Source organism: Streptomyces sp. NPDC047917 (assembly GCF_043204345.1).
Classification (GTDB): Bacteria; Actinomycetota; Actinomycetes; order Streptomycetales; family Streptomycetaceae; genus Streptomyces; species Streptomyces sanglieri.
The window spans coordinates 324,887-351,430 of record NZ_JBIDCA010000009.1; the positions used below are offsets into that span (position 1 = coordinate 324,887).

Below are 26,544 nucleotides of genomic sequence, written 5' to 3' on the forward strand. Positions count from 1 at the left end.
GTTACCTTCGTTGTCGGATTCCGCACCATAGACATATAAAAATATTAGGGGTGTCCCGCTACTCGCCTTCCGCCTCCGTCGCTCGTGCCACCGCGCCCGTGCTCCTCCTCGCAGCCCTCGCCGGCTGTTCGGTTCCGGGCGGTGACAGCGACTCCGCGGACGCGAAGGAGGGACCTTCCTTCACCGTCGCCGCAGCCGGCGACGTTCTGATCCACCCCCAGCTGACCGAGCAGGGCCGCAAGGACGCCAAGGGTGCCAAGGGCGCCGGCGAGAAGATCGACTTCCGTCCGCTGATGGCCGGGGTCAAACCCGTGATCAGCAAGGCCGACCTGGCGATCTGCCATTTCGAGCCGGTCGCCGGCAAGCCCAACGGCCCGTTCGAGGGCTTCCCCGACTTCACCGTGCCGCCGCAGATCACCACGGCGCTCAAGGACGTCGGCTACGACACCTGCTCGACGGCCTCGAACCACACTCTCGACCACGGTGCCTCCGGCGTACGGCGCACTCTCGACGCGCTCGACGAGGCCGGGCTCAAGCACACCGGGTCGGCGCGCGACAGTGCCGAGGCCGCCAAGCCGCTGATCATGGACGTGAAGGGCGTGAAGGTCGCCCAGCTGTCCTACGCCTTCGGCTTCAACGGGCGCGAGGTCCCGGCCGACAAGCCGTGGCTGACCAACCAGACCGACTTCAAGCGGATCGCCGCCGCCGAGAAGGCCGCCCGCAAGGCCGGTGCCGAGGTGGTGATCCTCAGCATCCACTGGGGGCGCGAGCACCATCCGGACCCGAGCAACGGGCAGCTGAAGCTGGCCCGCAAGCTGGCCCGGGAGACCGGCATCAACCTGGTGATCGGCCATCACGCCCATGTGGTGCAGCCGATGGAGAAGATCGGCTCCACGTGGATCGCGTACGGCCTGGGCAATCAGGTGGCGCGGCACGACGTGCCGTCGGGGCTGACCGAGGAAGGCGTCATCGGCTGGTTCGAGTTCCACAAGCGCGGTGACACCTGGGACGTCGACGCCCGGTACGTACCGACGCTGCTGACGATTCCACCGGACGCCGACGCCGCCGGCGCGCAGGAGGCCGACGCGGCGGTGGTGAAGGACCACCGGCTGGTGGATCTGGCCGGTGCGTTGCAGAACGACGAGGACCTGCCGGACGCGGAACGGGCCAGATACCGGATGGCCTTCCAGCGGACCCAGGGCACCCTGCTCAACCGGGGCGCCGTCGATGACGGGCTGAGACCCCTGAAGGACCTGCCCGAGTGAGCCCGGAAAGAGCCCTGAGCGGGTTCGGAGCGGTCCCGAGTGAGTCCCGAGTGAGCCCGGAAAGAGCCCTGGACGGGTTCGGGGTGCGTCCGGGGCCGGTCCGGAGTGAGCCCCGGACGAGCCCGGATCAGGTCCTGTAGACCGGATCCGGCCCCGCCCGGCCCCGTCCGGTCCGATCCGCCCGGCCGGCTCACCCAGCCCGCCCGGCCGCCCACCCGGCGAAGCCACTGACCTGCGAAGCGCTGCCCGGAACGGCCGCGGTTCCATCCCGGCCGCAAGCGTCGGAAATCTCACACTCGCTACTCTCCGCACAACCTTCCGTAAAGCATTTATGTCCAGCAAACGGCTGTGCCTCGTTCAGCACGCCGGAACCGAGCAGACAGTCAAAGGGGAACACGATGGCCGCTTCGTCCTCGAAGCGGCGGCACAAGGTCCGCCGACGGGCCGATATGTCGCTGCTGGGTGGCATTCGGCCCCCCATCGCGGTGCTCTCCGCGCTGCTGCTCTCCCTCGCCGGTATCACCGCCCTCGGGCTGGGGCGGGCGAGCCAGGATTCCGTACCCGAGGCGGTGCTGACCTCACAGCAGCACTTCGCCGAGGACGGCGCCATCACGATGCGTGCCTCGATCGACGAGAGCGTCACCGACCTGACCCGCACCGCCGGGCTCTTCAGTGCGGGTGACCCGGTCTCGCCCGACGCCGTTCTCGACAAGATCGGCAGCGTCTACCAGAAGTGGACCGGCACCGCCGTCGTCGAGATCGAGTCCGGCCGGATGCTCGCCGCACGCGGCGAGAACGTCCCCGTCACCGCCGTCGACACCGGCAAGCTCGCCGAGAAGGACGGGCTCAGCCCGCGCATCGTGCGGCTCCAGAACGGCGAGAGCAGACTGCTCGCCTTCGCCCTGCTGTCCTGGCCGGACCGGCCGCAGCAGTTGCTGATCGCCTCCAACAGCCTCCGCTTCCCCGGTGTCAGCAAGGGCCAGTTCCGCTCGATCGCCGTCGTCGACACCACGGGCCACATCCTCAGCCGGGACGGTGTCGCGGAGCCGGAACAGGTCAAGACCGCGAAGCAGCGCGCGGACGCGAAACGTTCCGCCAAGCAGCTGGACTCCTTCGCCGAGACGGCCGCCACCAAGACCAAGCAGCACCCGCTCAAGGCCAAGGAGCCCGGCTCCGGCGGCTTCCCCGGGGTCAGCGGCAGCCTGCGCGGCAACTCCGTCCGCGGTGACCGCGCCGTCGCCGGCTACGCCGCGCTCGCCGGCTCGCAGCCCGGCGAAGGCACCCTCGCCACCTCGCTCGGGCTCACCGTCGTCGCCATGGTCGACGTCGCCGAGGACCCGACCCGCGTCGCCGGCCCCTTCTTCGGCCTGGTCTCCGCCGCCGCCCTGCTGCTCATCGGCGCACTCGCGGTGGCGCTGCTGCTCGGCACCGTGCAACGGCCGCTGCTGAAGCTGTTCCTGGAGAGCCGCCGGCTGACCCGGGGCGATCTGACCCGCCCGGTCTCCGTTCCCCGGTTCGGCGAGACGGCGCGCATCGGACGCGCCCTGGAACGCCTGCGCCGCCAGCTCCTCGGCGAACCGGCGGACGGGACCGCGGGGGACACCGGCTCCGGACCGTCCCGCCCCGGCCGCCGCAGCCGGCTCGGCAGCCGCGCGCTCATCGTCATCTCCGGCGTCCTGCTGCTGGCCTGGTCCGCACCGATGCTGCTGCTCTTCAACCGCGCCGACTCCACCGTCGCCGTACCGGAGCAGGTCGTCAGCGACCAGCGCGAGCGCACCCACACCATCTCCGACCGGGTCCGGCGCGCACTCAACGAGGGCCACGCCGACCTGGTCTCCGTCTCCTCGCTGATCGGCAACCGCACCTCGCCCGACGACATGGAGAAGGTCCTGGAGCGCACCCGTACCGAGCACCAGCGCTACCGCTCGATCTACGTACGCTCCGCCGACGGCACCATCCAGGCCCGTGCGGGCGAGAAGCCGCACGCGCTGCCCGGCGGTTCCAAGGGCAAGCCGCTCTCCCAGCCCATCACCGTCCTCAACGAGTCCGGCAAGGAGCCCTCCGTCGCCGGGTACGCGGAGATCCCCGGCCGCAACGGCGCCATGGTGATCGGCGAGTTCCGGATCGACTTCATCAACGCGCTGCTCAAGCGCCCCGGGCTCGGCCAGGTCCGGGTGGTCGACAGCGAGCACCGGGTCATCGGCGGCAACACCGGCTACCTCGCCTTCGACTCCCTGCCCGAGCGGCTGGACGAACTGGTCTCCGGCACCAACCAGCGGGTCGGTATGAACGCCCCCGCGGGAGCCGTCGTCTACCGCGACGGTGACGGCGTCCAGGTCGCCGCGGCCTCGCCCTTCGCCGGTGGCGGCGCCGCGAAGCAGCTCCGCTGGACGGTGGTCAGCTGGCAGCCCGCGTCCGGCCTCGCCATCCCCGAGTACAACCTGCAGAACCGCACCGTTCTCGCCGGCCTGCTCGGCGTCACCGCTGCCGTGGCCTGCCTCGGCTGGCTGTACATCGTGGTCGTACGTCCGCTGCGCGAACTGGCCGGACAGGCCGAGTCGCTGGCCGACGGCGACCGCCGCACCGTGCTCTTCCCGCACCACCACGACGAGGTCGGCGCGGTCACCCGCAGTCTGGAAATTGTCCGGCAGCAGCTCCAGGAGCAGCGCAAACGAGACAGCGCTCCCCTGGTCGGAAGGAACTGAACGGCCGTGCTCTTCCTCTACGGCGTGCTCGTCGTGTGCTGTGCGATCCTCCTGATCTCCGGCATCGTCGAACAGCGGCGCCACTTCACCAATCTGGAGCGGATACCGACCCGGGTGCTGATCAACGGCATCCGCGGCAAGAGCTCCATCACCCGCCTGTGCGCGGGCGCCCTGCGCGGCGGTGACCTCGTCACCGTCGCCAAGACGACCGGCACCGCGGCCCGCTTCATCCACCCGGACGCCACCGAGGAACCGGTCTACCGCAAGTTCGGCATCGCCAATGTCGTGGAGCAGATCGGCATCGTGCGGCGTGCGGCCTCCTACAACCCGGACGCGCTGGTCATCGAGTGCATGGCGGTCATGCCGGCGCTCCAGGAGATCAACCAGTCCAAGCTGATCCGGTCGACGATCGGCGTGCTGTGCAACGTGCGTGAGGACCACCTGGCCGAGATGGGCCCCACGCTCGACGACGTGGCCCGCTCGCTGTGCCGTTCCATGCCGGAGGGCGGCATCTGTGTCACCGCCGAGCAGGACCGCTTCCACATCCTCCAGGAGGAGGCGGACGCCCGGGACTGCAAGCTGATCTACGCGGATCCGGAGACGGTCAGCGACGAGGAGCTGCGCGGCTTCAGCTGGTTCACGTTCAAGGAGAACGTGGCGATCGCGCTGACCGTCGCCGAACTCCTCGGTGTGGACCGGCAGACGGCGCTCCAGGGCATGTACGACGCCCCGCCGGACCCGGGTGTCCTCTCGGTCGAGCGGTACCGCACCCACGACGACAAGCGGCTGCGCTTCGCCAACGTCTTCGCGGCCAACGACCCCGAGTCGACGCTGATGAACATCAACCAGCTGCTCGACCTGGGCGCGATCGACCGGCCGCTGAACGTCGTGATCAACTGCCGCCCCGACCGGGTCGAGCGCAACGGCCAGATGGGGCAGATCATCCCCGAGCTCCAGCCGGAGAAGGTGTTCGTGATCGGTCACCCGGCGAAGAGCGCCATCGACGCGATCCCCTCCGAGTGGCGCCACACCGCGGTCGACCTCGGCGGTGACAAGCGCGACCCCGAGGAGTTCATGAACGAGCTGCTCGGACACCTCGGGCCGGAGTCCTCGCTGGTCGCGATCGGCAACATCCACGGGCAGGGCGAGCTGTTGCTCGAACACCTCGCCGAACTGCCGGCCGACGAGACCCCGGACGAGGTCCTGGACGAGGCCCCGCAGCAGCAGTCCGCCCCCGCACCGGCCGACACCGCCGCCACCGCGCCTGCCGCCACCGCGCCGTTCCCGGAGGCGGCCGACGCCACCGGCCCGGACGGGAACCCCGTCGGAAACCCCGCCGGGGGGCCTGCCGGAAACCCGGTCGGCACCCCTTCCGCCGCCCTCTTCCCGCCGGTCCCGCCCCAACGGCAGCAGTCACCTCAGCCCCAGGCCGAGCAGCCGTCCCACACGCAGCAGCCACAGCAGGCGCAGCACAGCCGGCAGCAGCCGCGGCACGACGAGACCCTGGCGCTCCCCCGCTACACCCCGCACATCGACCCGTTCCAGCCGTACCCCGAGGCGTACGAGGCCCGCTACCAGCAGCCCCCACGCCCTCAGCCGCAGCACCAGACGCAGCACCAGCAGAGCCACGCACCGAGTCACGCACAGAGCCACCCGCAGAACCGGCACGAGCCACCGCATCGGAGTCCGCAGACCCCGGCCGAGCAGCCGCAGCCGCAGCCGCCCGCCGCGCCTCGCGTACGCGGTCTGTTCGAGCCCGTTCTGCCGCCCGCCCCTGCTGAGGAAGACCCGGCCCGACAGGAACACCCGGCCCAGCAGGAATACCCAGGAGAGCCCCGTTGATCCCCTCCGTCCTCACCCCCGAGATTGCCGCCATAGGCATCGCCCTGGGGCTGATGTTCTCGCTGGTCTGCTACCTGACGACCAACCTCTCCCCCGGCGGGATGATCACCCCGGGCTGGCTGGCGCTCACCCTCGTCGAGGACCTCCAGCGCGCGGCCATGGTGGTCGGCGTGACCGTGCTGACGTACGTCGCGGTGCTCGGCCTCCAGAAGGTCGTGATCCTCTACGGCAAGCGGCTGTTCTCCACCGTCGTCCTCACCGGTGTCATCTTCCAGGCGACGCTGATGATCGTGCTGTCGATCGAGTTCCCGCTGATGTACACCAACCAGACCCTGGGCTTCATCGTCCCCGGCCTGATCGCGTACCAGCTCGTCCGCCAGCCCAAGGGCGCGACCCTGCTGGCGACCGGCTCGGTGACGCTCATGGCCTATGTCGTTCTCACCGCAGGAATCCTGCTCGGCGCGCTGCCGACCGTCTGACCCGAACCTTCCGGAGCTGACTGACTCATGAGTGCCAAGACCAAGCGCCGCCCCCGCCAGGTGCTGCACGCCGTCACGGTGACCGCTCTGCTCGCGGGCAGTGCCTACCTCACCGTGGAACTGCGCAAGGACGAACAGGCCAAGGCCCCCGCCGTGCAGGCCGTCACCGACAACCCGGCGCTGAAGTCGTCGAACCTGAAGTCCGGCGAGCAGCGCTGGGAACGGCTGCGCAACCCGAACCGCACCCTGCTGCGCGGCACCGACGGCGAGGTCCTCGCCACCTTCACGGACGGCGCCCGCACCGCCACCCTCACCGGCCCCAGCCGTACCTTCACCGAGCCCACCACCACCACGACCAAGATCGTCACGGAGGACTGGGTGCGGCTGATGCCGTACCAGTGGAAGAAGGGCTCCGAGAACGAGAAGTGGTTCAAGGACTGGTTCAAGGAGTTCTTCGGCAGCGAGGAGGACGACCTCTTCGCCACCGCCTTCCAGTACATCGCCGAGGCCCCGGTCAAGAAGGACGACGAGGGGGTCCCGTACGCCGGTGACGCCAACTTCGGTCCGCTGAACCCCAACGGCAGCGAGGGCAACGACCTGCGGCTGGAGGAGTCCGACTTCTTCGACTACCTCGGCATCCCGTACACCTTCCGCAACGGCATGACGATGCAGCCGCGCACCGAGCGCGCCCGCTCGATGGACTGCTCGGGCTTCATCCGTACGGTGTTCGGCTACCGGGCCCGCTACCCGCTGATGGCCACCGACAAGTCCGGCGACGGCCTGCCGCGCACCGCCAACGGCATGGCCCGTTCCGACCGCGGCACCGACGTGATCGAGCTGAAGGGCATCACTTCGGCCGACCGCCCGAAGAACATCGACGTCCTGCAACCCGGTGACCTGGTCTTCTTCAAGCTCGACCAGCGGACCAAGGAGCGTCTGGACCACGTCGGCATGTACGTCGGGCACGACTCCGAGGGCCACAAGATCTTCATATCCAGCCGCGAGGAGGCCAACGGCCCGACCATCGGCGACAAGGGCGGCACGTCCCGGCTCGACGGGAACGGCTACTACGCGGCGACGCTGCGCAGCGCGAAGCGCCTGTAGCGGGACCGGTCGGCCTCAGTCCCACGGCCTTTGCGACCCCCGCGCCGCGCCAGGCGGCGCGGGGGTCAGCGCAGTTCCTCCGGGCACGGCGTGCCGGGTGACAGCTGGTACGGGGCGGCCAGCCGGTACACGCCCGGCCGGGGCGCGAGCAGCTCCGTCCACTCGTCGCCGTCCGCGTCCTCCTCGACCTTGAACAGACAGCCGTTGGTGTTGACGAAGGTCCGCGGTGTGTTCTCGTCCTCGCGCTGCTTGGACTCCTCGGTCTCCTGCGGCCGCTCCACCCCCCGGCCCTCGCTGTCGACGACGGCGAGCCAGCGCGAGTACGGGATGCGGATCAGGATCCGGCCCGGCGTCCTCACGTGGATGGTCAGCTCGCCCGCCTCGGCCCGGTCCACCGTGGCCGGCGGATCGGCCAGCGGCACCGGGCCGTCCACCTCGAAGAGCCGCCAGTTGGCGTCGGACCACACCGGCTTCAGGTACGGCAGCCCGCCGTCGACCAGCTGCGCCTCCTGCACCGCGCCGTTGGAGTCCGGGGTCCCCGTGGGAAGCACCACGTAGTGCACCGCCCAGCGGTCGAGCCACTGGCGGTAGTTGGCGCTGTTCAGGGTGTCGTCGTAGAAGAGCGGGTTGCGCTTCATGTCCGCCTGCCGGTTCCAGCCGCGGGCGAGGTTGACGTACGGCGCGAGCGCGGACGCCTCCCGGTGACTGCTCGCGGGCACGACCTCGACCCGGCCCCGCTCGGCGCCGACCTGCTGGAGCTCGTTGACCAGCGGGGCGAGCTCGCGTGCCCAGGAGGCGGTGGGGGCGGTGCGGACGATGTCGTCGACGCCCTTGAAACCGATCCAGAAGTTCAGCCCGGTGAACGCGATGACCAGCGCGTACCAGCGCCGGGAGCGCGGCGCGGTGTACGGCAGCGCGGCGAGGAACACCACCCCGGCGAAGAGCATCGCCATCCGCGTGATGTTCGAGCCGATCTGCGAGTCGATGAAGTAGGTCAGCAGCGTCCCGACGCCGTACACGGCGGCGGCGGTGCGGACCGTCTTCCAGTCGCGCGGTACGAGGACGAAGACGAGCACCGAGAAGATGAACGGCAGCGAGAGCGTGGCGACCGACATCGGCTGCGTGCCGGAGAACGGGAACAGCCACGCGGACAGCGCCACCACCGCGACCGGGGCCAGGCCCAGCGCGTAGGCGCCGGGGCGCCGCTTGTTCAGGAACAGCGCGGCGGCGACCACGCCCAGGAACAGCCCGGCCACCGGGCTGCTCGCGGTCGCGAGCGCGGCGAGCGGCGCGGCGACGGCTGCCTTCGCCCACCTCTTGTAGCGCCAGCGATACGGCCAGCAGAACACCGCGGCGGTCGCACCCACCGCGAACATCATCCCGAGCCCGAACGTCACCCGCCCCGACAGCGCGTTGCACAGATACGCGAACGCCCCGGCGAGCGAGCAGGCCAGCGGATTGCGGACGGCCCGCACCCGGACCAGGATCAGCGCGGTCAGCGCCGCCGACACGGTCCCGGCGACCATCATCGTCGTACGCACACCGAGCAGCGACATCAGATACGGCGAGACGACGCTGTACGAGACGGGGTGCATGCCCCCGTACCAGGCGAGGTTGTACGCCGTACCGGGATGCCGGCCGACGAATTCGGCCCAGGCGTCCTGCGCCGCGAGGTCGCCGCCGCTGTTCGCGAAGAAGAAGACCCAGAGCAGGTGGGTGACCGCGGCGGCGGCCGTCGCGATCGTCACCGGATGCCGCAGCAGCCGCTCGGCACGGGCCCGGCGCGACGGGCCGGTGCGCGGCGCGGAGGCGTCCGCGGTTCCCGTGTCCTCCCGGGCGGGCGCGGCCGTCCGCGTGCTTCCGCCGCCGTCGCCGCCGATGTCGCTGCCCCTCATGTCTGTGCTCTCGGCCGCCCCATGGCCGGGTCCCGGCTCCGCGGTGGTCACTACGGCTCTCCCCGTCTCCCCGGATCCGCCTGCCTGCGCGCCCCGTACCCCGTCCCCGTGCGCCTGTGAGGACGCCGTCCCGGCGTCATCGAGTTGCCTCGGGACGCTAACACGTACGCAGTACGAGCAGTACGAAAGGGGGCGCCGGGATCGGCGCCCCCTTCCGTCATCGGACCGTTCCGGCCACGGTGCCGTTCCCGGTGGCCGGTCAGCCGATCCGGGTCAGCTTGTCGCCGAAGGTCGGTTCGGTCATCTCCGACTGGAGCGTGACCGGCGCCGAGACCTTCCCGGTACCCGTGCCGACCGTCACTTCGCCGACCGTGGTGCCGGCCTTCGCTGAGTGCGGGATCGGCTTGTCGCCCGCTCCGAGCTTGAGACTCACGGTGAGTCCGCCCCAGCCGATCGCCTTGAGGTCCTTGGTGGAGACCACCGGGGTCCGGCCGCCGACTCCGTTGTCGACGTACCCGACGACATCGCCCTTCTTGACGACGGGGGCGGAGACGACGCCCTTCTGAGCGGCCTTGATCAGCTTCAGGCTGTTCTGTATGGCCCGCTGCAGCTTGGCGTCCAGGGTGCCGTCCAGCTGGGCCCCCATCACCGCACCGACGATCCGGCGGCTCTTGCCGTCGATGACCGTGTCGGCCGCCCAGACCAGGTTGCCGCCGGCCGGGGTCGAGGAGCCGGTCTTGATGCCGCTCACCCCGGGCTCAAGCAGGATCACGTTGTTGTTGTAGATGGTCTTGCCGATGCCCGGGATGTCGGCCTGGGGCATGTTCACGATCTCGCGGAAGACGTCGTTCTGCATGACCGCCTTCGCCAGCTTGAGCTGGTCGGCGGGCGTGGACCTGGTGGTGGACTCCAGACCGCTGGGGTCCGTGTACGTCGAGTTCGTCATGCCGAGGTCCTTGGCCGCCGCGTTCATCCGCTCGACGAAGGCCTCCTCGGTCTTGGCGTCCCAGCGGGCGAGCAGCCGTGCCACATTGTTCCCGGAGGGGATCATCAGCAGCTGCAGCATCTGGCGCTGCGTGTACTTCTGCCCTTCCTGGATCGGCGCGGTCGACTCGTCCGGGCGGTTGGCCTCTTCGCCCGCCTTCTTGTCGACCTCGATCAGGCCACCGTTCTGCTTGCCCGTGATCGGGTGGTCCTTGAGGATCACGTACGCGGTCATGATCTTCGCGACACTCGCGATCGGCGCGGCCTTCTGGTTGCCGTACGTGCCCAGCGAACCGACGCCCTCGACCTCGACCGCGCCCTGTCCCTCACCGGGCCACGGCATCTCCAGCTTCCCACCGCCGAAGGTGTACGTGGGGTTCACGGAGAGCGCCAGAGTGGGCGTGGGCAGCGGGCGCACCGCCTGCGCGATCGCAAAGACGATCAGCAGGAGCAGCACCAGCGGGGTCCAGATCTTGACCCTGCGGACGGCGGTGCGGACCGGGGTCTCCGGCGGCGGGGGCGTGTTCGTCAGCTCGGCCAGCAGGTCGAGCGGCGGCCTCGGCGGCATCGGCTGCTGCGTGGTCCGCTCGGCGGTGGACAGCGAGGCGGGAGCCGGCGCGGCGGGCGTCTGCGCGGCGGGCGTCTGCGCGGCGGGCGTCTGCGGCGTGCGGGGCGGGGGCGTCGGCGCCGGCCGCGCGTCGTCCCCGCGCAGGGGTACGAACTTACTGGTCCGCTCGGCGGCGGACTCGGCCTTCGGCTCGGGCTTCGACTCGGACGGGAGAATCTTCAGCGCGGTCGTCGGCTGGTCGACCTTGGGTGCGGCGGGCGCCCTGAAGATGGCGGTCGGCTGATCGATCCCGCCCTTGTCCTCGGCGGCGTCGGCGTCCTTGTCGCCCTCGCCGCCGGGCTTCTCCTCCCCGGCGCCGGGCTTCTTCTCCTTGCCGGAGGCAGCCTTGTCGTCGCCGGACTTGTCGCCGGACGGCTCGTCCGCGTCGTCATCAGCCTTGGACTCGGCATCAGCGCCGGTGTCCGTATCCGTATCCGTATCCGCGTCGGCCGACGAAGTCGCCGGTTCCGGGGCTACGCCGTCCGCCTCCGGGTCCTTCGCGTCGTCACCGTCACCGTCACCGCCCTCCGACGTGGCGGCCTTCGTGTCGACGTCGTCGCCCTCCGTGGCCTCGTCGGCCTCGTCCCCGTCCTTCGACACCCAGGCGACGACGGCCGCACGCAGCCGCGCATCGCCCTCCTCGGCACCTTCAGGGGTCTCCGCCGCGTCGCCCTCGGGCTCGTCAGCGGCCTCGGCCGCCTTCGCGGTCTCCGGCGCATCCGCCGCCTCAGCCGCATCCGCGTCCTCAGAGGCCTCAGGCGCCTCCTCCGGAGCGACAGCGGGCTTCTTGGCCCCTGCGGCCTCTTCGGTCTCCTCGGCGCCCACAGCGCCGTCAGCGCTCTCGGAGTCCTCGGCGTCCTCGGCCGCCGAAGCCGCCGAATCCGCATCGGCTTCCGCGTTGTCCGCGCCGTCTCCGTTCTCGCCCTTGCCGTTCCCGCCCTTGCCGTTCCCGCCCTTGCCGTCCTCGGACGGCATCGCGCGGAATACGGCCGTGGCCGAGTCCGAATCGGCCTCGGCGTCGGCGCTCCTGCCGGTCCCGGCTGCCGCGTCCGTCACCGCGTCCGTACGGAAGACCGCCGTGGCCGTGTCCGTCTTTCCGCTTCCGTTCCCGGCGGCCGCGTCATCGGCGGACGGTTCACGGAAGACGGCAAGCCGCGGATCGCTTTCGCTCAGAGCCGTACCCGACGACTTCTGCTGCTCCGACTTGTCGGGGGACTCGCCCGCCACCGATGCCTCCTCCATGCGGCACGGGGGACACCCCCCGCGCTGTCCGAACCATCTACCAGTGTCCCGTGTGAACCACCGGCCCGGCTGCTAGACGGGAACGACATACCTACTGGTTCCCGTACAAAGCACCCAGGCACTCTCGACAGACCAATGTGAGAGGGGTCACCCTGTCATTCATCCACGCGGGGAGGCATGGATGGGCAGGAGCCGCAGAACAATTCCGGAGGAGCTTCTGCTGCTCGCTCTGGACCCGACCACGGGTACCACAGCGCAGCCGCAGTCGCTCGACCTCGGCCTCGCCGGGGCTCAGCTAGTAGAGCTGGCTCTGGCAGGACGGATAGCCCCTGACGGGGATCGTATCGCCGTGGTGATGCCACGGCCGACAGGAGATCCGACTCTGGACTCCGCACTGGAACTGCTGCGGCGACGCGGCAGCCCGGTTCGGGCGGTCCACTGGATTGGCGGGCCCCGGCTGGGGCTGCGTCAGATCTACCTCGCTCATCTGGAGCGATGCGGCATGGTGCATGCCGTGGCGGGCCAGATGTGCGGAGTGCTGCCGACGACTCGCTACCAGGCGACGGACACGGCAATCAGCCGGGACATCAGAGCCAGGCTGGACAGTGCGATCCGCACCGGCGTACCGCCGGACCCGCGGACCGCGGCGCTCGCCGCGCTGGCCCACGCGGTCGGACTCGGCAAGCACCTGTATCCCGGGAACGAGGGGCGTTCATCACGCTCCAGGCTCCGGGACCTGATCAGACACGACCCCATGGGCGGACTCGTGGCGCATGCCGTGATGGACGTCCAGAACGGGGCGGTCGCACAGCCCCGCCGCAACCAGACGGCCGGAGTTCCGTTGCAACCGCAAGTGCAGTCGCAGTCACGTCGCGGCAGCATGGCGCACACCGCGGCGGGCTAGGGACCCCGGGCGCGTCAACACCTTGAGCACCGCACGGCAGCACCAACCGAATACCGCCGCACCGTCGTCCCCAAGACCCGGTTCGGGAGCCGCACCAAGCGCGGGGCAGCCACGATCATGGCTGCCCCGCGCGCGCATGCTTGTGGCCATTTCCCAGCGCGGCCGGGGCCAGGGGTGGCAATCTGCTGAGCAGTAGATACGCACAGCTACATAGCCGGAGGTGCCGTTTCCGTGCCGACCAACGTCAATCCCACCGTCAGACGACGCCGGCTGGGCCAGGAATTGCGCCGACTGCGCGAGCTGAAGGGCATGACGGCCGAGGAGGTGGCGGAGCGACTGCTGGTCTCGCAGTCGAAGATCAGCCGCCTGGAGAACGGCCGCCGCTCCATCAGCCAGCGCGATGTCCGTGACCTCTGCGGGGTGTACGAGGTCGAGGACGTCCGGATCGTCGACTCGCTCATGCAGATGGCCAAGGATTCGCGCCAGCAGGGCTGGTGGCACGCGTTCGGCGACATCCCGTACAGCGTCTACATCGGTCTGGAGACCGACGCCGAATCGCTGCGGGTGTACGAACCCCAGGTGGTCCCGGGGCTGTTGCAGACGCGGAGCTACGCCGAGGCGCTGATCAACGGAGCGCTGCCGGAGGCCCCGCCGAACGACATCGACAAGCGCGTCAGCGTCCGGGCCCGCCGCCAGGACCGGATCACCGACCCCGAGCATCCGCTGCGGCTGTGGGCGGTCATCGACGAGTCCGCGCTGCGCCGGACGGTCGGCAGCAAGCAGGTGATGATCGAGCAGCTGGAGCAACTCATCGAGCTCTCCCAGCTGCCGCACGTCACCGTGCAGGTGCTGCCGTTCGACATGGGCGCACACCCCGGTATCAACGGGCAGTACGCCATTCTGGAATTCCCGGACGCCGCCGATTCCAGCGTCGTCTACATCGAGGGCGTCACCAGCGATCTCTATCTGGAGAAAGCCAATGACGTTCAGCGCTACAGCGTCATGTACGAGCATCTTCGGGCGCAGGCGCTGAATGTGGAGCAGACCCGGCACTTCATCACCGAGATCATGAAGGACTACACCCGGCCCGGCATCGACTGAACGCCGAACACCGTTCACCGCACGGCCCGTAAGGTCCGGAATGCGGAAAATGAAGTGATGTTACGGGAGGGGCGGCGGTAAGGTACACCGCCGCCCCTCCCGGGTGGAAGATCTACCTGGTATATACCACTCGGTCGAGTGAACGCCCCCTTCGCGCAAGGAGCTTGGCGAGTAGCGTCGATCACACCAACCGGAACGCTGTTGGTGTCATTCACGCGACTCTTTGAACCGGAGTGAACATGGCCATTCGTCAGGGTGCTACGGACAAGTGGACGAAGTCCTCGTATTCCGGGGGCAACGGCGCCTGCGTCGAAGTCAAGTCCCCTCTCACCCAGGCAATTGCGGTGCGTGACTCGAAGGCCCCCGAGGGCCCCTCGATCACGTTCGTCCCCGCCGCCTGGAACGCATTCGTGCGTGATGTCGGCAAGGATGCGGTCGACGCCTGACCGACGATTTCCCATGCGCATCGCGGCGCCGGATCCGGTGCCGCCGTCAGCCCTCTCGACTGGTCCGCCGTCCTGGCCGAGGGGGCTCGATGCTCGACCCGACGGGAGACCGGGCGACCGGTACCGCCCGGTGAAGCCGCTCAGCGCAGCCGATCCACGTACAGGTCGGTACCCGGCACCGTCGGGATGAACGGTGCCACCAGCTCCACCCGCCCCAGGCCGGATTCCGCGACCGCCGCGTCGAGCCCGGTGAAGTGCTCGTTCCAGCACTCCCTCGGGTCCTCCTGGAGGAACCACAGCAGGGTCAGCCGGGTGTCGACACCCTCGACCTGCTTCACATAGCTCATCCGGTCGCCCGGCAGCGGCGTGGGGCGGAAGACGGTCACCATCGCGGCGGGCGAGCCGGCCAGCAGCTTCGGCAGCTGCCGCGACCGCAGCCACTCCAGCAACTCCCGCCGCGCCCCGGCCCCTTCCGCGTCGATCACTTCGAGGACCAGCCCCCGGTAGGGGTGGTCCAGGGCGTGGAAGTCCCGGGGCCCCGCCGCACCGTCCCGGTAGACCGTCGCCTCGTGGTCCTGGAACGCGGTGAACACATGGGTCCGGGCCTGGTGGACCCGGCCGTCCCGGTTGAGCCGCTTGTTGATGCCGACGGTCCACTTCATGTGGTCGTCGTAGCGCCCGTCCGTCACCCAGTACGTCGACAGGTAGCAGCCAGCCGTGACGGGCTGCGCGACCGCCGATGCCTCCGGGTAGCGCAGTTCCTGGAGCTCCCGGGTGGCCACCCAGCGGCGCCCGGAGAACATCCAGGGCATCGCCATCGCGCCCGCGTAGTAGTGGTCGTCCTCGTACCAGCGGTTGTACCCGTACTCATGGCCCGGGTGCGGTTCCACCATGGTGATCAGCGCGTGGCCGGGATGGACGCCGTACGGCCCCAGCGCGGCCAGTTCGGCGTAGGTGTCGCTCCGCGTCTCGTCGCTCATGCCGTTCCCCTTCCGTACTCCGCAGCGGCGTCCTACTCTGACGCCCCGTCAGACGTTCTGCCAGAGCCGGGAGGCCACCGATGTTGTTAGCGGGGAAGACCGTCATCGTGTCCGGGGTGGGCGCCGGGCTCGGGCACCGGGTCGCGGCGGCGGTCGTGCGGGACGGAGGCAACGCGGTGCTCGGGGCGCGTACCGCCGCGAATCTCGCCAAGTCGGCGGCCGAGATCGACCCGGACGGCCGGCACACCGCCCGGCTGGCCACCGACATCACCGACGAGGCGCAGTGCGAGGCGCTCGCCGCGCTGGCGCTGGAGCGGTTCGGGCGGATCGACGCGGTGGCCCATGTCGCCGCCTGGGACAGCTACTTCGGTGGGATCGAGGACGCCGACTTCGCCACCTGGCAGTCGGTGATCGACGTCAATCTGCTCGGCACGCTGCGGATGACCCGCGCCTGCCTGCCCGCCCTCAAGGAGCGCGGCGGCTCGGTCGTGATCATCGGTACGCAGTCCTCGGTGGCCGCGCCGACCCAGGTCCGGCAGGCGGCGTACGCGGCCTCGAAGGGGGCGCTCACCTCGGCCATGTACTCCATGGCGCAGGAGCTGGGCCCGCACCGGATCAGGGTGAACACCGTGCTGCCGGGCTGGATGTGGGGACCGCCGGTGCAGGCGTTCGTACGGTTCACAGCACACAGCGAGGGTGTGCCGGAGGACGAGGTGCTGGGCAGGCTCACCGAACGCATGGCGCTCCCGGAGCCGGCCACCGACGGCGATGTCGCCGACGCCGTCACCTTCCTGGCCTCGGACCGGGCGCGGGCGATCACCGGACAGTCGCTCCTGGTCAACGCGGGCGAGCTGATGCGGTAGACGACAGATGTGACAGGCGACCGCCACGGTGCGCGACTGACGCGACAGGCAACCGCCACGGCGCGCGACCGACACGACTGACGCGGCTGGCGACTGGCGGCTGGCGGCTGGCGGCTGGCGGCTGGCGGCTGGCGGCTGGCGGCTGGCGCGATGAGCCTCCCCTTCTCCGCCGCACGGGACCCGCATCCCGTGCGGCGTTCCTCGTTCTCCACGATGCATTCTCCGCGCAGCGAGCCCGGCGCAGCGCTCCCCGCACAGGGAGCGCTCCCTGCACAGCACTCTCTGCACAACCTGACGAAGTGCCCGCTCATCGTGTGTCCGCCGTCACGTCGGCGACAACGACCGCGCAAGTCAAGAGCGAGCAAAATCGTTCGAACCGCTGATCTGCGTTCACATCCCTGACCGCGAATACCTTGACCGGGGTACCGGGCAGGCGGTTCAATCCCCGATGTCCCCGCTCCCGCACGGGGCCCCGCTGAACGGCCGTACTGGCGAAGTGCGTTCCCCGTTCACAAGGCGGACCCCAGGAGGGGGCACATGAACAGTCTCGACTGGGTCGTGCTCATCGGCTACTTCGGTGTGATGGTCGCGATCGGGCTCTGGTCCCACAAGCGTGTGGACAACGTCAGTGACTTCTTCACCGCGGGCGGCAAGATGCCGTGGTGGCTCTCCGGAATCTCGCACCACATGTCCGGCTACAGCGCGGTGATGTTCACCGGTTACGCCGGTATCGCCTACCAGTACGGTGTGACGTCCTTCGTCACCTGGTCGCTGCCGATCGCCATCGGCATCGGCATCGGCGCCCAGCTCTTCGCTCCCCGGCTCAACCGGCTGCGCTCGCGGCTGCATGTCGCCTCCCCGCTCGAATACCTGAAGAACCGCTACAACATCCAGACGCAGCAGGCGCTCGCCTGGTCCGGGCTGCTGCTGAAGATCGTGGACGTCGGCGCCAAGTGGGCGGCCATCGCCACCCTGCTCTCCGTCTTCACCGGCATCTCGATCACCCAGGGCATCTTCATCACCGGCTGTATCACCGCCGTCTACTGCACGGTCGGCGGTCTCTGGGCGGACGCGCTCACGGAGCTGGGCCAGTTCATCATCCAGCTCCTCGCCGGCGTCGCGATGCTCGTGACCGCCATGAGCGAGCTCGACGGCTTCAGCACCCTGTGGACCGTCTGGGACAAGCTGCCCGAGGGGCACACGGACCCGACGGCCGGTCCGTACACCGTGACCTTCCTGCTGGCGTATCTCTTCATCAAGACCTTCGAGTACAACGGCGGCATGTGGAACCAGGCGCAGCGCTACATGGCCACGGAGTCCGCCGCGGCCGCGAAGCGTTCGGCCCGGCTCTCCGCCGTGCTGTGGCTGGTCTGGCCGACGGTGCTGTTCTTCCCGATGTGGTGTGCCCCGCTGCTGGTGCACGCGCAGAAGCCGGACGCCTCGGACAGCTACGCCCTGATGACCGAACAGCTGCTGCCGCACGGGCTGTTGGGGCTGGTCGTCGTCGGGTTCTTCTCGCACACGATGGCCATGTGCTCCTCGGACGCCAACGCCATCTCGGCGGTCTTCACCCGGGACATCGCCCCGGTCCTGTCCAAGTCGGCACGTGAGTGGGGAAGCCGGGCCGGTCTGCTGGCGGCGCGGCTCTCGACGCTCGGCTTCCTCGCCCTGTCGATGGCGCTCGCCACCCAGATCAACTCACCGACGTTCAAGGACATCATCTCGGTCGTCATCAAGTGGGTGGCCGGTCTGATGGGCCCGATCGCGATCCCGTTCATGCTCGGCCTGCTGCGCGGCTTCCGCAGGTCCGGCCCGACGGCTGCGCTCACCAGCTGGGCGGCGGGGCTGCTGGCGTTCTACTTCACCAACTACAACTTCGACGGTTCGGTGAAGACGGATGTCGCGCTCCAGTACCAGGTCGCCCTGCCGCTGGCGATCTCGCTGGTCCTCTACATCGTGATCGGCTTCATCAGGCCGGAGGACACCCCCGAGCGCGACGCGGTCATCGAGCAGATCAACTCGGACGGCGACGGTCACGGGGGCGGCGGGGACGGTCATGTCGGTGGCGCGGCGGCCGGCGCGGGTGTGCCGACGCAGCCCGGCCCCGCGGACACCGGCCTCACCGAGGGCGCGAAGGACTGACCGGCCGGCACACGACCGGCACACGACCGGCAGGCGACGCCGTACGGCGGGCGGGAGTGGACCATGCCCGCCCGCCGTACGCTCCCCCGCTGCCCGTGCGCACCCGCTCGCTCCCCGTCCGCCCGTTCGCTCCCTGCCCGCTCGTACGCTCCCTGCCGCCCCGCACGCTCCCCTCGCCTCAGGCGCGCGGGTAGCGGGCCAGCCAGCCCGGTGCGGCGGCGGACGGGCTGTGCAGGGCCGGCCCCTGCGTCATCTCCATGGCGAAGTCGTCCGCGAGCTCCAGCACCGTCGGCCGGCCCTCCAGTTCGGCCAACCAGGCGGGCGGCAGCGCCGTCTCGCCGTGCAGCGCGCCGAGCAGCGCCCCGCACAGGGCCCCGGTGGCCCGGGAGGGCCCGCCGTGGTTGACGGCCAGCCGCAGCCCGTGGCGTATGTCCTCACCGACCAGCGCGCAGTACACGGCGACGGCGAGGACCTCCTCCGCCGCGTCCGTGGCCCCCAGCGACTCGATCAGGGCGGGCCCCGGGATGCCCTGGCGCACCGTGCCGAGGGCCTGCTTCAGCGCCTCGGTGACCGGTTCGTGCCCCGGGCGCTCCGCGAGCAGGGCCAGCGCGTGCTGGACGGAGCCGTCCAGGGTCTCGCCCCGGGCCAGGCCGTGCACCATGACGGCGAGGGCGCCCGCGGAGAGCAGGGCGGTGGGGTGGCCGTGGGTCTGGGCGGCGCACTCGACGGCGAGCTGGAGGACGAGCTGTGGTTCCCAGCCGACGAGCAGCCCGAACGGCACGGACCGGGTGAGTGCGGCCGAGTCCCGTGCCTGGGGGTTCTTGGGCTGGTCGAGGGTGCCCATGGTGGTGTCGCCGAACCCCGTCAGGCATTCCCGGGCCGGGCCGCGACGGGCGTAGAGCCACTCCTGCTGTGCCAGCCAGCCGTTGTCCGCGCGGCGTTCGTCGGGCCCCCAGTCGTGCTGGGTGGCCGCCCACCGCAGATGGGCCCGGTGCACATCGGTGGGCGGGTGCCAGGCCCCGGTGTCACGGCGGACCTGGGCGCGGATCAGCCCGTCGACGGTGAACAGGGTGAGCTGGGTGAGGGCGGTGACGGTGCCGCGTCCGCCGTACGCGGGTACGAGTTCGGTGACCGCGTCGGCGCCGTGGGCCTCGCGGATCTCTTCGAGCGTGAGCCCGTCGACCCCCGCCCCCAGCGCGTCACCGATGGCCCCGCCCAGCAGCGCGCCACGCACCCGGCTGCGGAAGTCCTGCTGCTCGACACGGCCCCACACAGCCGTGGTCCCTGTGCTCACCGTGCCCCTCCCCCGTCGGCCGGCAGGCCGGCCCGTCTGCGACTGCGCAGCACTGTAATCGAACGGGAACGGTCGGTAGAGAGAGCGGAAACAGGTACGCGTGGGTATGTGGGCGGACGTCCCGCAGGTCGTTTTTGACTGGTCGGGGACCGGTCGGGGATATCCACCATCCCTGGACCATAAGTACTCTATAGTGAGACTATGGCTACTACGACCATCCAGGTTCCCAAAGAGACCCGCGATCACCTCGCCCAGCTCGCCAAGGAGCGCGGCGTGAGCCTGGGCCGGCTCGTCGATCAACTGGCCGCACAGCAGCCCACCGCCGCCCAGATCGCCGAGCGCGTCGCCACCACCCGACGAGTTCTGCGAGAACGCATGGGGTGCACTCTGACCGACGAGGAATTCGAGCAGGGCCCGGACGTACTGGCCAATGTGTACGCGATGGCTGCCGAGAAGATGCGTGCCGGGCGGGACAAGGCCGCGTGATCATCCTCGACACGAGTGCGGTCACGGCACTCGCGCAAGGGCATCGCGCCCTGCATCTTCTCGCCGGCAACGTCGCCCACACACCCGGGGACTGGCTGCACATCCCTGCCCTGTGCCTCCTGGAGGGCGAAGCGGCATCGGAGGGACTGGCACGAGATGTGCTGGCTCTCCCGGGGGTATTCGTCGACCCGCTCGACCAGACGGCAGCGGCCACCGTCGGCGGCATGGTGCGTGACGGCTGGGGAGGGCCGGACGTGTGTCACGCGCTGTACGTGGCGACGCCGCACCAGGAGAGCGGGGGCATGTCGATCATCCTTACCGGGCGGGAGGCCGGCTATCCACCCGGCATCCTGACCGTGGACATCGACTCGCCCGGCATGCTCGGCTTCCACTGAGCCCCCCGGAGGTCACGAACCTCCGCAGGTGCTTTGACCGCCGGAGCGGGCCGGGCGGTGCGGTTCATCGAGCGGGCGCCGGAGCCTCGACATGCAAGACCCCGGACACACCGCACACGGCCCGGACGAACAGGGACCGGGCCGGCATACGGGCCGACGTACGGCCCACGCTCAGTCCGGCAGCACCGGCAGCAGCTCCGGAAGGTGCCCGTCGGACGCCACCGCCGCCGCCACCCGCTCCGCGGGGACCTCCCCGTACAGCGTCGTACGCGGCTTCGCCGGTCGCCCGGCGAGCTCCGCGATGGCGATGAGGTCCTGGATGGAACGGTACGAGCCGTAACTCGACCCGGCCATCCGGGAGATGGTCTCCTCCATCAGCGTGCCGCCCAGGTCGTTGGCGCCCGAGCGGAGCATCTCGGCCGCGCCCTCCGTGCCGAGCTTGACCCAGCTGGTCTGGATGTTGGTGATGTGCGGGTGGAGCAGCAGCCGGGCCATGGCCGTGACGGCCCGGTTGTCGCGGTCGGTCGGGCCGGGGCGGGCGATGCCCGCGAGGTAGACCGGTGCGTTGGTGTGGATGAACGGCAGGGTCACGAACTCCGTGAAGCCGCCGGTCTCCTGCTGGAGCCGGGCCAGCGTCCGCAGATGGCCGAGCCAGTGGCGCGGCTGGTCGACGTGCCCGTACATCATCGTCGAGGACGAGCGCAGGCCCACCTCGTGGGCGGTGCGGATGACCTCCAGCCAGGTCGCCGTGGGCAGCTTGCCCTTGGTGAGGACCCAGCGGACCTCGTCGTCCAGGATCTCGGCCGCCGTGCCGGGGATCGAGCCGAGCCCGGCCTCCTTCGCCGCGATCAGCCAGTCCCGGATGGACATCCCGGTGCGGGTGGCGCCGTTGACGACCTCCATCGGCGAGAAGGCGTGCACATGCATGCCGGGCACGCGTTCGCGTACCGCCTTCGCGATGTCGAAGTAGGCGGTGCCGGGCAGGTCCGGGTGGATGCCGCCCTGCATGCAGACCTCGACCGCGCCGACGTCCCACGCCTGCGCGGCACGGTCCGCGACCTGGTCCAGGGAGAGGGTGTACGCGTCGGCGTCGGTGCGCCGCTGGGCGAAGGCGCAGAACCGGCAGCCGGTGTAGCAGACATTGGTGAAGTTGATGTTCCTGGTGACGATGTAGGTGACGTCGTCGCCGACCACGTCGCGGCGCAGCGTGTCCGCGATCCGGCACAGCTCGTCGAGCGCCGGCCCGTCCGCGTGGAGCAGGGCGAGTGCCTGCTCGTCGGTGAGCTTGGTCGGGTCGTCGGCGGCCTGGCTCAGCGCCTCGCGCACATCGCCGTCGATCCGGGAGGGCACCATGCCGGGCGCGGCGGCCTCGCGCAGCGCCTCCCAGTCCCCGTACACCTCGTCGAAGTCCTCGCGGCGGTCGCCGGTGCGGCCGTCGGTGTCGATGGTGCGGTGCAGATCGGTGCGGCCGGTGGCGCCGAATCCCTCGTCGGGCTCCTGCCAGGGCAGCCCGGTGGGGATCGTGCCCTCCTTCGCGAGCCCCGTCTCCGGATCGGCGAGGGCGCGGACGTGCGGGAGGAGCCGGGGGTCGAGCCACGGCTCGCCGCGCCGGATGAACTCCGGGTAGATGGTGAGCCGTTCCCGCAGCGTGAAGCCGGACTCGGCGGTCCTCGTCGAGAGTTCGTCGATGTGCGGCCAGGGCCGCTCGGGGTTCACGTGGTCGGGCGTGAGCGGCGAGATGCCGCCCCAGTCGTCGATCCCGGCGCCGATGATCATCGCGTACTCGGCGTCGACGAGGTTCGGCGGTGCCTGGATGCGGGCGGACGGGCCGAGGATGTGCCGGGCCACCGCGATGGCGGCGGCCAGCTCCTCCAGCTCGGCGTCCGGCATGGCGCGCATCGCGGTGTCCGGCTTGGCGCGGAAGTTCTGGACGATGACTTCCTGGATGCCGTGGTAGGCGCGGGCGGTCTTGCGCAGCTCGAAGAGCGAGTCGGCGCGCTCCTCGTACGACTCCCCGATGCCGATCAGGATTCCGGTGGTGAACGGGACGTTGGACCGCCCCGCGTCCTCCAGCACCCGCAGCCGCACGGCCGGTTCCTTGTCCGGGGAACCGTGGTGCGGGCCGCCGGGCTCGGACCACAGGCGGGTGGCCGTCGTCTCCAGCATCATCCCCATGGACGGGGCGACGGGCTTGAGCCGCTGAAGGTCGGTCCAGGTCATGACGCCCGGGTTCAGGTGGGGCAGCAGCCCGGTCTCCTCAAGGACCCGGATCGCCATGGCGCGTACGTACGCGAGGGTGTCGTCGTACCCCTCGGCCTCCAGCCACTCCCGCGCCTCGGGCCACCGGTCCTCCGGCCGGTCGCCGAGCGTGAACAGCGCCTCCTTGCACCCCATGGCGGCGCCCTCGCGGGCGATGTCCAGCACCTCGTCCGGCGACAGGAACATCCCGTGCCCGGCCCGCCGGAGCTTGCCGGGGACGGTGACGAAGGTGCAGTAGTGGCACTTGTCGCGGCAGAGCCGGGTCAGCGGGATGAAGACCTTGCGCGAGTACGTGATCACACCGGGCCGCCCCGCGGCGTCGAGCCCGGCGTCCCGCACCCGGGCGGCCGAGGCGGCGAGGTCGGTCAGGTCCTCGCCCCGCGCCTGGAGCAGTACGGCTGCCTCGGCCACATCGAGAGCGACACCGTCACGGGCCCGCTTGAGGGCACGCCGCATGGAATTGGTCGTCGGACGTCCGCGCTGAGGATCGGTCATGAACCCGAGCATACGAGCGGCGCCCGCGCCCCGGACCAGGGCATCTGGCGCGGAGGCTTCGGCGGCTCGGGCCGTGAGCGAAGCGTCCAGAGCCCTGGCCAGGCGCGTCGGAAGAGCCAGGGCCGGAATGGAATCGCCGCCCTCGGCATGGGAGATCTGCGGCTGCGTCATCCCTGCACGACGGGCAGACTCGGTCTGCGACAGCCCGAGCTCGGTCCGCCGGTCGCCGACGGCCTGCCCCCGCGCGAAGGGGTACCCGGCCTCGGTGCAACGGACGACTTCTCGACCGTCTCCCCCAGAAGCCGGTCCCATCTTCGTTCACCTGAAATCACCACCACAGGTGGCTGGCTCATCACGCTGCGGTCCTTGCCCACCAGCCAACCACCGGGAGCGCACTACCTTTTCGGCTGCGGCAGCCAACATCGTGTCCCACAAGAACCAGATCGAAGACATGCCAATTTGAGCCAGATGTGCGACTTGAAATCAGTGGTCATGATTCTCTTTTTTTGTTTCCATGATCTTGATTGCTTCATTATCAAATCGCGAAGGTGGAATTGTGCGAAAATATATTGCAGTAATGGCGGCCGCCGTGATGACCGGCTTTTCCCTTGCAGGCAGCGCCCAGGCGGCTGACGTAAATCTGTTGAGCGCAACAAATTGCACGGGGAACGCCGGCATGACAGATGGCTCCGGAGAGGTCTGCATAATCGTCAACGGTACCGGCCTCAAGGTCAATAGCGTCTACGTCGAGAAGAGATCGAACAACACCTCGTGGACGGATTACGGGCGGATCGAATTCTCGGACGGGTCGGGTGGATATACGAGTGGAAGCGTGAACGCCGCTCGTACTGAAACCAAGAGAGTGGGCACCCAGTGGGGGCTCACCGCGAAGGACGGCAGCAAGGTCTGCGGTTGGTTCAGCAAGTTCCCTGGAACTAAGGCTTGTGCCACGATCCACAAGTAGACCGGGAGGTTGGCCGCCCCACCACCGGAAGGAGCGGCCAACCAAACCACCAACATGCAATCCACCATTTTGAAGCGGAGACGCAAAAAGCTCGGCAGCCATCTCTCGGCTTCAGTAGCTGATCACTACAGCTCCTCGCTGATCGATAAACTGTCGGCACGCACCGGCAGCCTGAACGTTTCCGAGAGACGCTCCGGCAGTCGATCTTTCATCGCACTGCGGGTCGAAAAGGATTGCCCAAGGTTCGACGTTGCGCACAGCCACCACATGGTTCGCTGACTCATTCCCCCGCGTTCAAGGGTGCAGCAGCCACCGCCCTCAACGCCCTCCACAAGCCGGGCAACGGTCTAGTTGAATTGTTGAGCTGCGAGAAGAAAAGAATCGCATACCTCTCGCTGGAACCCTTGTCACCACTGAACGTGCGCGGCGTCGGCCTCTGCAATCAGCGGAAACGCGACCGCGGCAGTCCACTTTCGCGTCCGCCGATCGAGTTCGGGCGGCCAGGACGCGGCCCAGCCGGACGGGGTGGCCGTGCGGATCACCACTCAGCGGGCCGACACCGGTATGAACGGCACCGTCACCCGCACAGCCATGCTCGGCATGGCTCGACAACATCAACGCATCTACCCAACGCTCCTGGGCGAGGCGGTACGTTCCCCTGCTCCGCCCGGTCCGCTCGGGCACTTCTGAATTCGACTTGACCCTCACGTTGCGTGAGGCCGAAGGGTGGGATGCATGAGCGACCACTACAACGCGTTCGACATCAGCCCCGTACCCACTCCCGGCCCGGATGCGGTTCCGCCCGAGCTGTTCCGCGGCATCTACGGAATGCCCGCGTTCGCGACGATCCCCACGACCGATCTGGCGGCGTCGGTGGACTTCTGGGTCCGTGGGCTCGGGTTCTTCGAGCTGTTCTCCATCCCCGGCACGCTGGTGCATCTGCGCCGATGGGCGTTCCAGGACGTACTCCTCCTCCGGGCGGAGAGCGTTCCGGAGCAGGCACCGGCGATGAGCTTCAGCTTCTCGTGCGTGCTCGGCCAGGTGGATTCCCTGGTGGGGGCCTGCCGCGCGCTGCGCCCGGACTCGGTCGACGGCCCCCGGGACACTCCCTGGAACACCCGCGACGTGGAGGTGATCACCCCCGAGAACGCACGGATCGTCCTCACCGCGGCGAAGCCCTTCGATCCGGCCAGTCAGGAGGCACGGAACCTTGAGGCCATGGGGATCACCCCGCCGGACACCGGTCGCGGCGACAATGCCGGTCGCGGCGACAATCAGGAGCATGTCTGATGCCACTGACGCCGATGGCCTGCCCGTCGGTCAGGTCTCGGCACGCCTGGGCGTGACGGTCCGCGCGCTGCACCACTGGGACGAGATCGGTCTCGCGCGACCGTCGATGCGCACGCCTGCCGGATACCGGCTCTACACCGCCGGTGACCTGGACCGCCTGCACCGCATCGTCGTCTACCGCGAGCTCGGTCTCGGCCTGGACAGGATCAGGGCCGTCCTGGACGACGCGAGCGCGGACGTACCCGGTGCGCTGCGCGTGCAGCGCGCCCAGGTCGAGGAACGGATCGACCGTCTCCGGCAGCTCGGCGCCGGGCTGGCCCGGATGATCGAGGCCCACGAGCGCGGCCTGCTGCTTTCCGCGGAGGAGCAGGCCGCGGTCTTCGGCCCCCAGTGGGATCCGGAAGGGCCCGCCCTGGCCCGTCAGCGCTGGGGAGACACGGAGCAGTGGCGGCAGTACGCCGAACGCTCCGCGTCGCGGGGTCCGGAGGAATGGCAGGCCGTCGCCGACGCCGTCGCCGCCCTCGACCGCGCCCTCGCGGACGCGATGGACGCCGGCGTCACACCCGGTAGCCCGGAGGCGAATCGGCTCGTCGAACGGCATCGCGAGGTCTTTGCCTCGTACTTTCCCCTCACCAGGCAGATGCAGGTCTGCCTGGGCCGCATGTACGAGGCCGATCCGGCGTTCGCCGCCCACTACGACGGCATCCGCACCGGCCTTGCCACGTGGTTCCGTCACATCGTCGACGCCGACGCGCGAGCCCATGGCATCGACCCCGACACCGCGGTCTGGCAGTAGGGCGAG

Annotated in this window: 21 protein-coding genes and 1 pseudogene; 16 read left to right on the forward strand and 6 right to left on the reverse strand. The window is 69.7% G+C overall.

Features of this window, described 5'->3' with window-relative positions:
* The first annotated feature begins 50 nt into the window (after window positions 1-50).
* The 5 genes from ACGF8B_RS23515 (at window position 51) to ACGF8B_RS23535 (ending at window position 7,395) form a co-directional block, all read left to right on the forward strand.
* Window positions 51-1,265, forward strand: coding sequence for a CapA family protein (locus ACGF8B_RS23515; RefSeq protein WP_392741730.1), 1,215 nt, complete (start codon window positions 51-53; stop codon window positions 1,263-1,265).
* 398 nt (window positions 1,266-1,663) lie between these two features.
* Entirely contained in the window at window positions 1,664-3,970 is a 2,307-nt protein-coding gene (locus ACGF8B_RS23520) for a HAMP domain-containing protein (protein ID WP_392741733.1), read from the forward strand.
* 6 nt (window positions 3,971-3,976) lie between these two features.
* Window positions 3,977-5,812 (forward strand): poly-gamma-glutamate synthase PgsB, encoded by a 1,836-nt coding sequence (pgsB, locus tag ACGF8B_RS23525; protein ID WP_392741736.1) that lies wholly within the window; start codon window positions 3,977-3,979, stop codon window positions 5,810-5,812.
* Window positions 5,809-6,291 carry a poly-gamma-glutamate biosynthesis protein PgsC/CapC gene (locus tag ACGF8B_RS23530; protein ID WP_093540014.1) on the forward strand — a complete coding sequence of 161 codons (483 nt, stop codon included), beginning with the start codon at window positions 5,809-5,811 and terminating at the stop codon, window positions 6,289-6,291. The genes pgsB and ACGF8B_RS23530 overlap by 4 nt, the downstream gene beginning before the upstream one ends.
* Window positions 6,292-6,318: 27 nt before the next feature.
* Window positions 6,319-7,395, forward strand: a complete 1,077-nt coding sequence (locus ACGF8B_RS23535; protein ID WP_392741740.1) for a C40 family peptidase — start codon at window positions 6,319-6,321, stop codon at window positions 7,393-7,395.
* A gap of 65 nt (window positions 7,396-7,460) precedes the next feature.
* Here ACGF8B_RS23535 and ACGF8B_RS23540 read toward each other — a convergent pair whose 3' ends face one another.
* Together ACGF8B_RS23540 and ACGF8B_RS23545 are read right to left on the reverse strand one after the other, a co-directional pair.
* On the reverse strand, window positions 7,461-9,341 hold the full coding sequence (locus ACGF8B_RS23540; RefSeq protein WP_392741743.1) for an MFS transporter: 1,881 nt from the start codon (window positions 9,339-9,341) through the stop codon (window positions 7,461-7,463).
* Window positions 9,342-9,549: 208 nt separating this feature from the next.
* Window positions 9,550-12,108, reverse strand: coding sequence for a D-alanyl-D-alanine carboxypeptidase (locus tag ACGF8B_RS23545; RefSeq protein WP_392741746.1), 2,559 nt, complete (start codon window positions 12,106-12,108; stop codon window positions 9,550-9,552).
* Window positions 12,109-12,304: 196 nt separating this feature from the next.
* Between ACGF8B_RS23545 and ACGF8B_RS23550 the strand changes: the two genes are divergently transcribed.
* The 3 genes from ACGF8B_RS23550 to ACGF8B_RS23560 all read left to right on the forward strand — a co-directional run bounded on the left by ACGF8B_RS23550 (window position 12,305) and on the right by ACGF8B_RS23560 (window position 14,574).
* Entirely contained in the window at window positions 12,305-13,027 is a 723-nt protein-coding gene (locus tag ACGF8B_RS23550) for a GPP34 family phosphoprotein (protein ID WP_350982622.1), read from the forward strand.
* Between the two features lie 231 nt (window positions 13,028-13,258).
* A complete protein-coding gene (locus ACGF8B_RS23555) occupies window positions 13,259-14,128 on the forward strand; it encodes a helix-turn-helix transcriptional regulator (protein ID WP_342285409.1) in 870 nt (289 codons plus the stop codon).
* Between the two features lie 239 nt (window positions 14,129-14,367).
* The gene (locus tag ACGF8B_RS23560; protein ID WP_259928426.1) at window positions 14,368-14,574 is read left to right on the forward strand and encodes a DUF397 domain-containing protein; all 207 of its coding nucleotides are present in this window, start codon (window positions 14,368-14,370) and stop codon (window positions 14,572-14,574) included.
* Between the two features lie 140 nt (window positions 14,575-14,714).
* On the opposite strand, the gene ACGF8B_RS23565 is transcribed toward ACGF8B_RS23560, so the two are convergent.
* Window positions 14,715-15,554, reverse strand: a complete 840-nt coding sequence (locus tag ACGF8B_RS23565; RefSeq protein WP_392741751.1) for a hypothetical protein — start codon at window positions 15,552-15,554, stop codon at window positions 14,715-14,717.
* 80 nt (window positions 15,555-15,634) lie between these two features.
* Here ACGF8B_RS23565 and ACGF8B_RS23570 point away from each other — a divergent pair, with 80 nt between their 5' ends.
* Both ACGF8B_RS23570 and ACGF8B_RS23575 read left to right on the forward strand, forming a co-directional pair.
* Window positions 15,635-16,417 carry an SDR family oxidoreductase gene (locus tag ACGF8B_RS23570; RefSeq protein WP_392741753.1) on the forward strand — a complete coding sequence of 261 codons (783 nt, stop codon included), beginning with the start codon at window positions 15,635-15,637 and terminating at the stop codon, window positions 16,415-16,417.
* Window positions 16,418-16,954: 537 nt separating this feature from the next.
* Window positions 16,955-18,559 (forward strand): sodium:solute symporter family protein, encoded by a 1,605-nt coding sequence (locus ACGF8B_RS23575; protein WP_392741755.1) that lies wholly within the window; start codon window positions 16,955-16,957, stop codon window positions 18,557-18,559.
* A 178-nt stretch (window positions 18,560-18,737) separates the two neighbouring features.
* On the opposite strand, the gene ACGF8B_RS23580 is transcribed toward ACGF8B_RS23575, so the two are convergent.
* Complete coding sequence (locus ACGF8B_RS23580) at window positions 18,738-19,853, reverse strand: ADP-ribosylglycohydrolase family protein (RefSeq protein WP_392741757.1); 1,116 nt, start codon at window positions 19,851-19,853, stop codon at window positions 18,738-18,740.
* A gap of 201 nt (window positions 19,854-20,054) precedes the next feature.
* Here ACGF8B_RS23580 and ACGF8B_RS23585 point away from each other — a divergent pair, with 201 nt between their 5' ends.
* Together ACGF8B_RS23585 and ACGF8B_RS23590 are read left to right on the forward strand one after the other, a co-directional pair.
* Window positions 20,055-20,339, forward strand: a complete 285-nt coding sequence (locus ACGF8B_RS23585; RefSeq protein ID WP_392741759.1) for a hypothetical protein — start codon at window positions 20,055-20,057, stop codon at window positions 20,337-20,339.
* On the forward strand, window positions 20,336-20,734 hold the full coding sequence (locus tag ACGF8B_RS23590) for a hypothetical protein (RefSeq protein ID WP_392741762.1): 399 nt from the start codon (window positions 20,336-20,338) through the stop codon (window positions 20,732-20,734). The genes ACGF8B_RS23585 and ACGF8B_RS23590 overlap by 4 nt, the downstream gene beginning before the upstream one ends.
* A 171-nt stretch (window positions 20,735-20,905) precedes the next feature.
* On the opposite strand, the gene ACGF8B_RS23595 is transcribed toward ACGF8B_RS23590, so the two are convergent.
* Together ACGF8B_RS23595 and ACGF8B_RS23600 are read right to left on the reverse strand one after the other, a co-directional pair.
* Window positions 20,906-23,488 (reverse strand): bifunctional FO biosynthesis protein CofGH, encoded by a 2,583-nt coding sequence (locus ACGF8B_RS23595; protein ID WP_392742036.1) that lies wholly within the window; start codon window positions 23,486-23,488, stop codon window positions 20,906-20,908.
* A gap of 87 nt (window positions 23,489-23,575) precedes the next feature.
* Window positions 23,576-23,800, reverse strand: a pseudogene (locus ACGF8B_RS23600) (helix-turn-helix domain-containing protein); the annotation flags it as partial.
* A gap of 202 nt (window positions 23,801-24,002) precedes the next feature.
* Here ACGF8B_RS23600 and ACGF8B_RS23605 point away from each other — a divergent pair.
* The 4 genes from ACGF8B_RS23605 (at window position 24,003) to ACGF8B_RS23620 (ending at window position 26,538) form a co-directional block, all read left to right on the forward strand.
* Window positions 24,003-24,452 carry a hypothetical protein gene (locus ACGF8B_RS23605; protein ID WP_392741765.1) on the forward strand — a complete coding sequence of 150 codons (450 nt, stop codon included), beginning with the start codon at window positions 24,003-24,005 and terminating at the stop codon, window positions 24,450-24,452.
* 54 nt (window positions 24,453-24,506) lie between these two features.
* A complete protein-coding gene (locus ACGF8B_RS23610; protein WP_392741768.1) occupies window positions 24,507-24,731 on the forward strand; it encodes a hypothetical protein in 225 nt (74 codons plus the stop codon).
* 456 nt (window positions 24,732-25,187) lie between these two features.
* Window positions 25,188-25,742 (forward strand): VOC family protein, encoded by a 555-nt coding sequence (locus ACGF8B_RS23615; protein ID WP_392741771.1) that lies wholly within the window; start codon window positions 25,188-25,190, stop codon window positions 25,740-25,742.
* Window positions 25,735-26,538 (forward strand): MerR family transcriptional regulator, encoded by an 804-nt coding sequence (locus tag ACGF8B_RS23620; protein ID WP_392741774.1) that lies wholly within the window; start codon window positions 25,735-25,737, stop codon window positions 26,536-26,538. Before ACGF8B_RS23615 ends, ACGF8B_RS23620 begins: the two co-directional genes overlap by 8 nt.
* The last annotated feature ends 6 nt before the right edge of the window (window positions 26,539-26,544 follow it).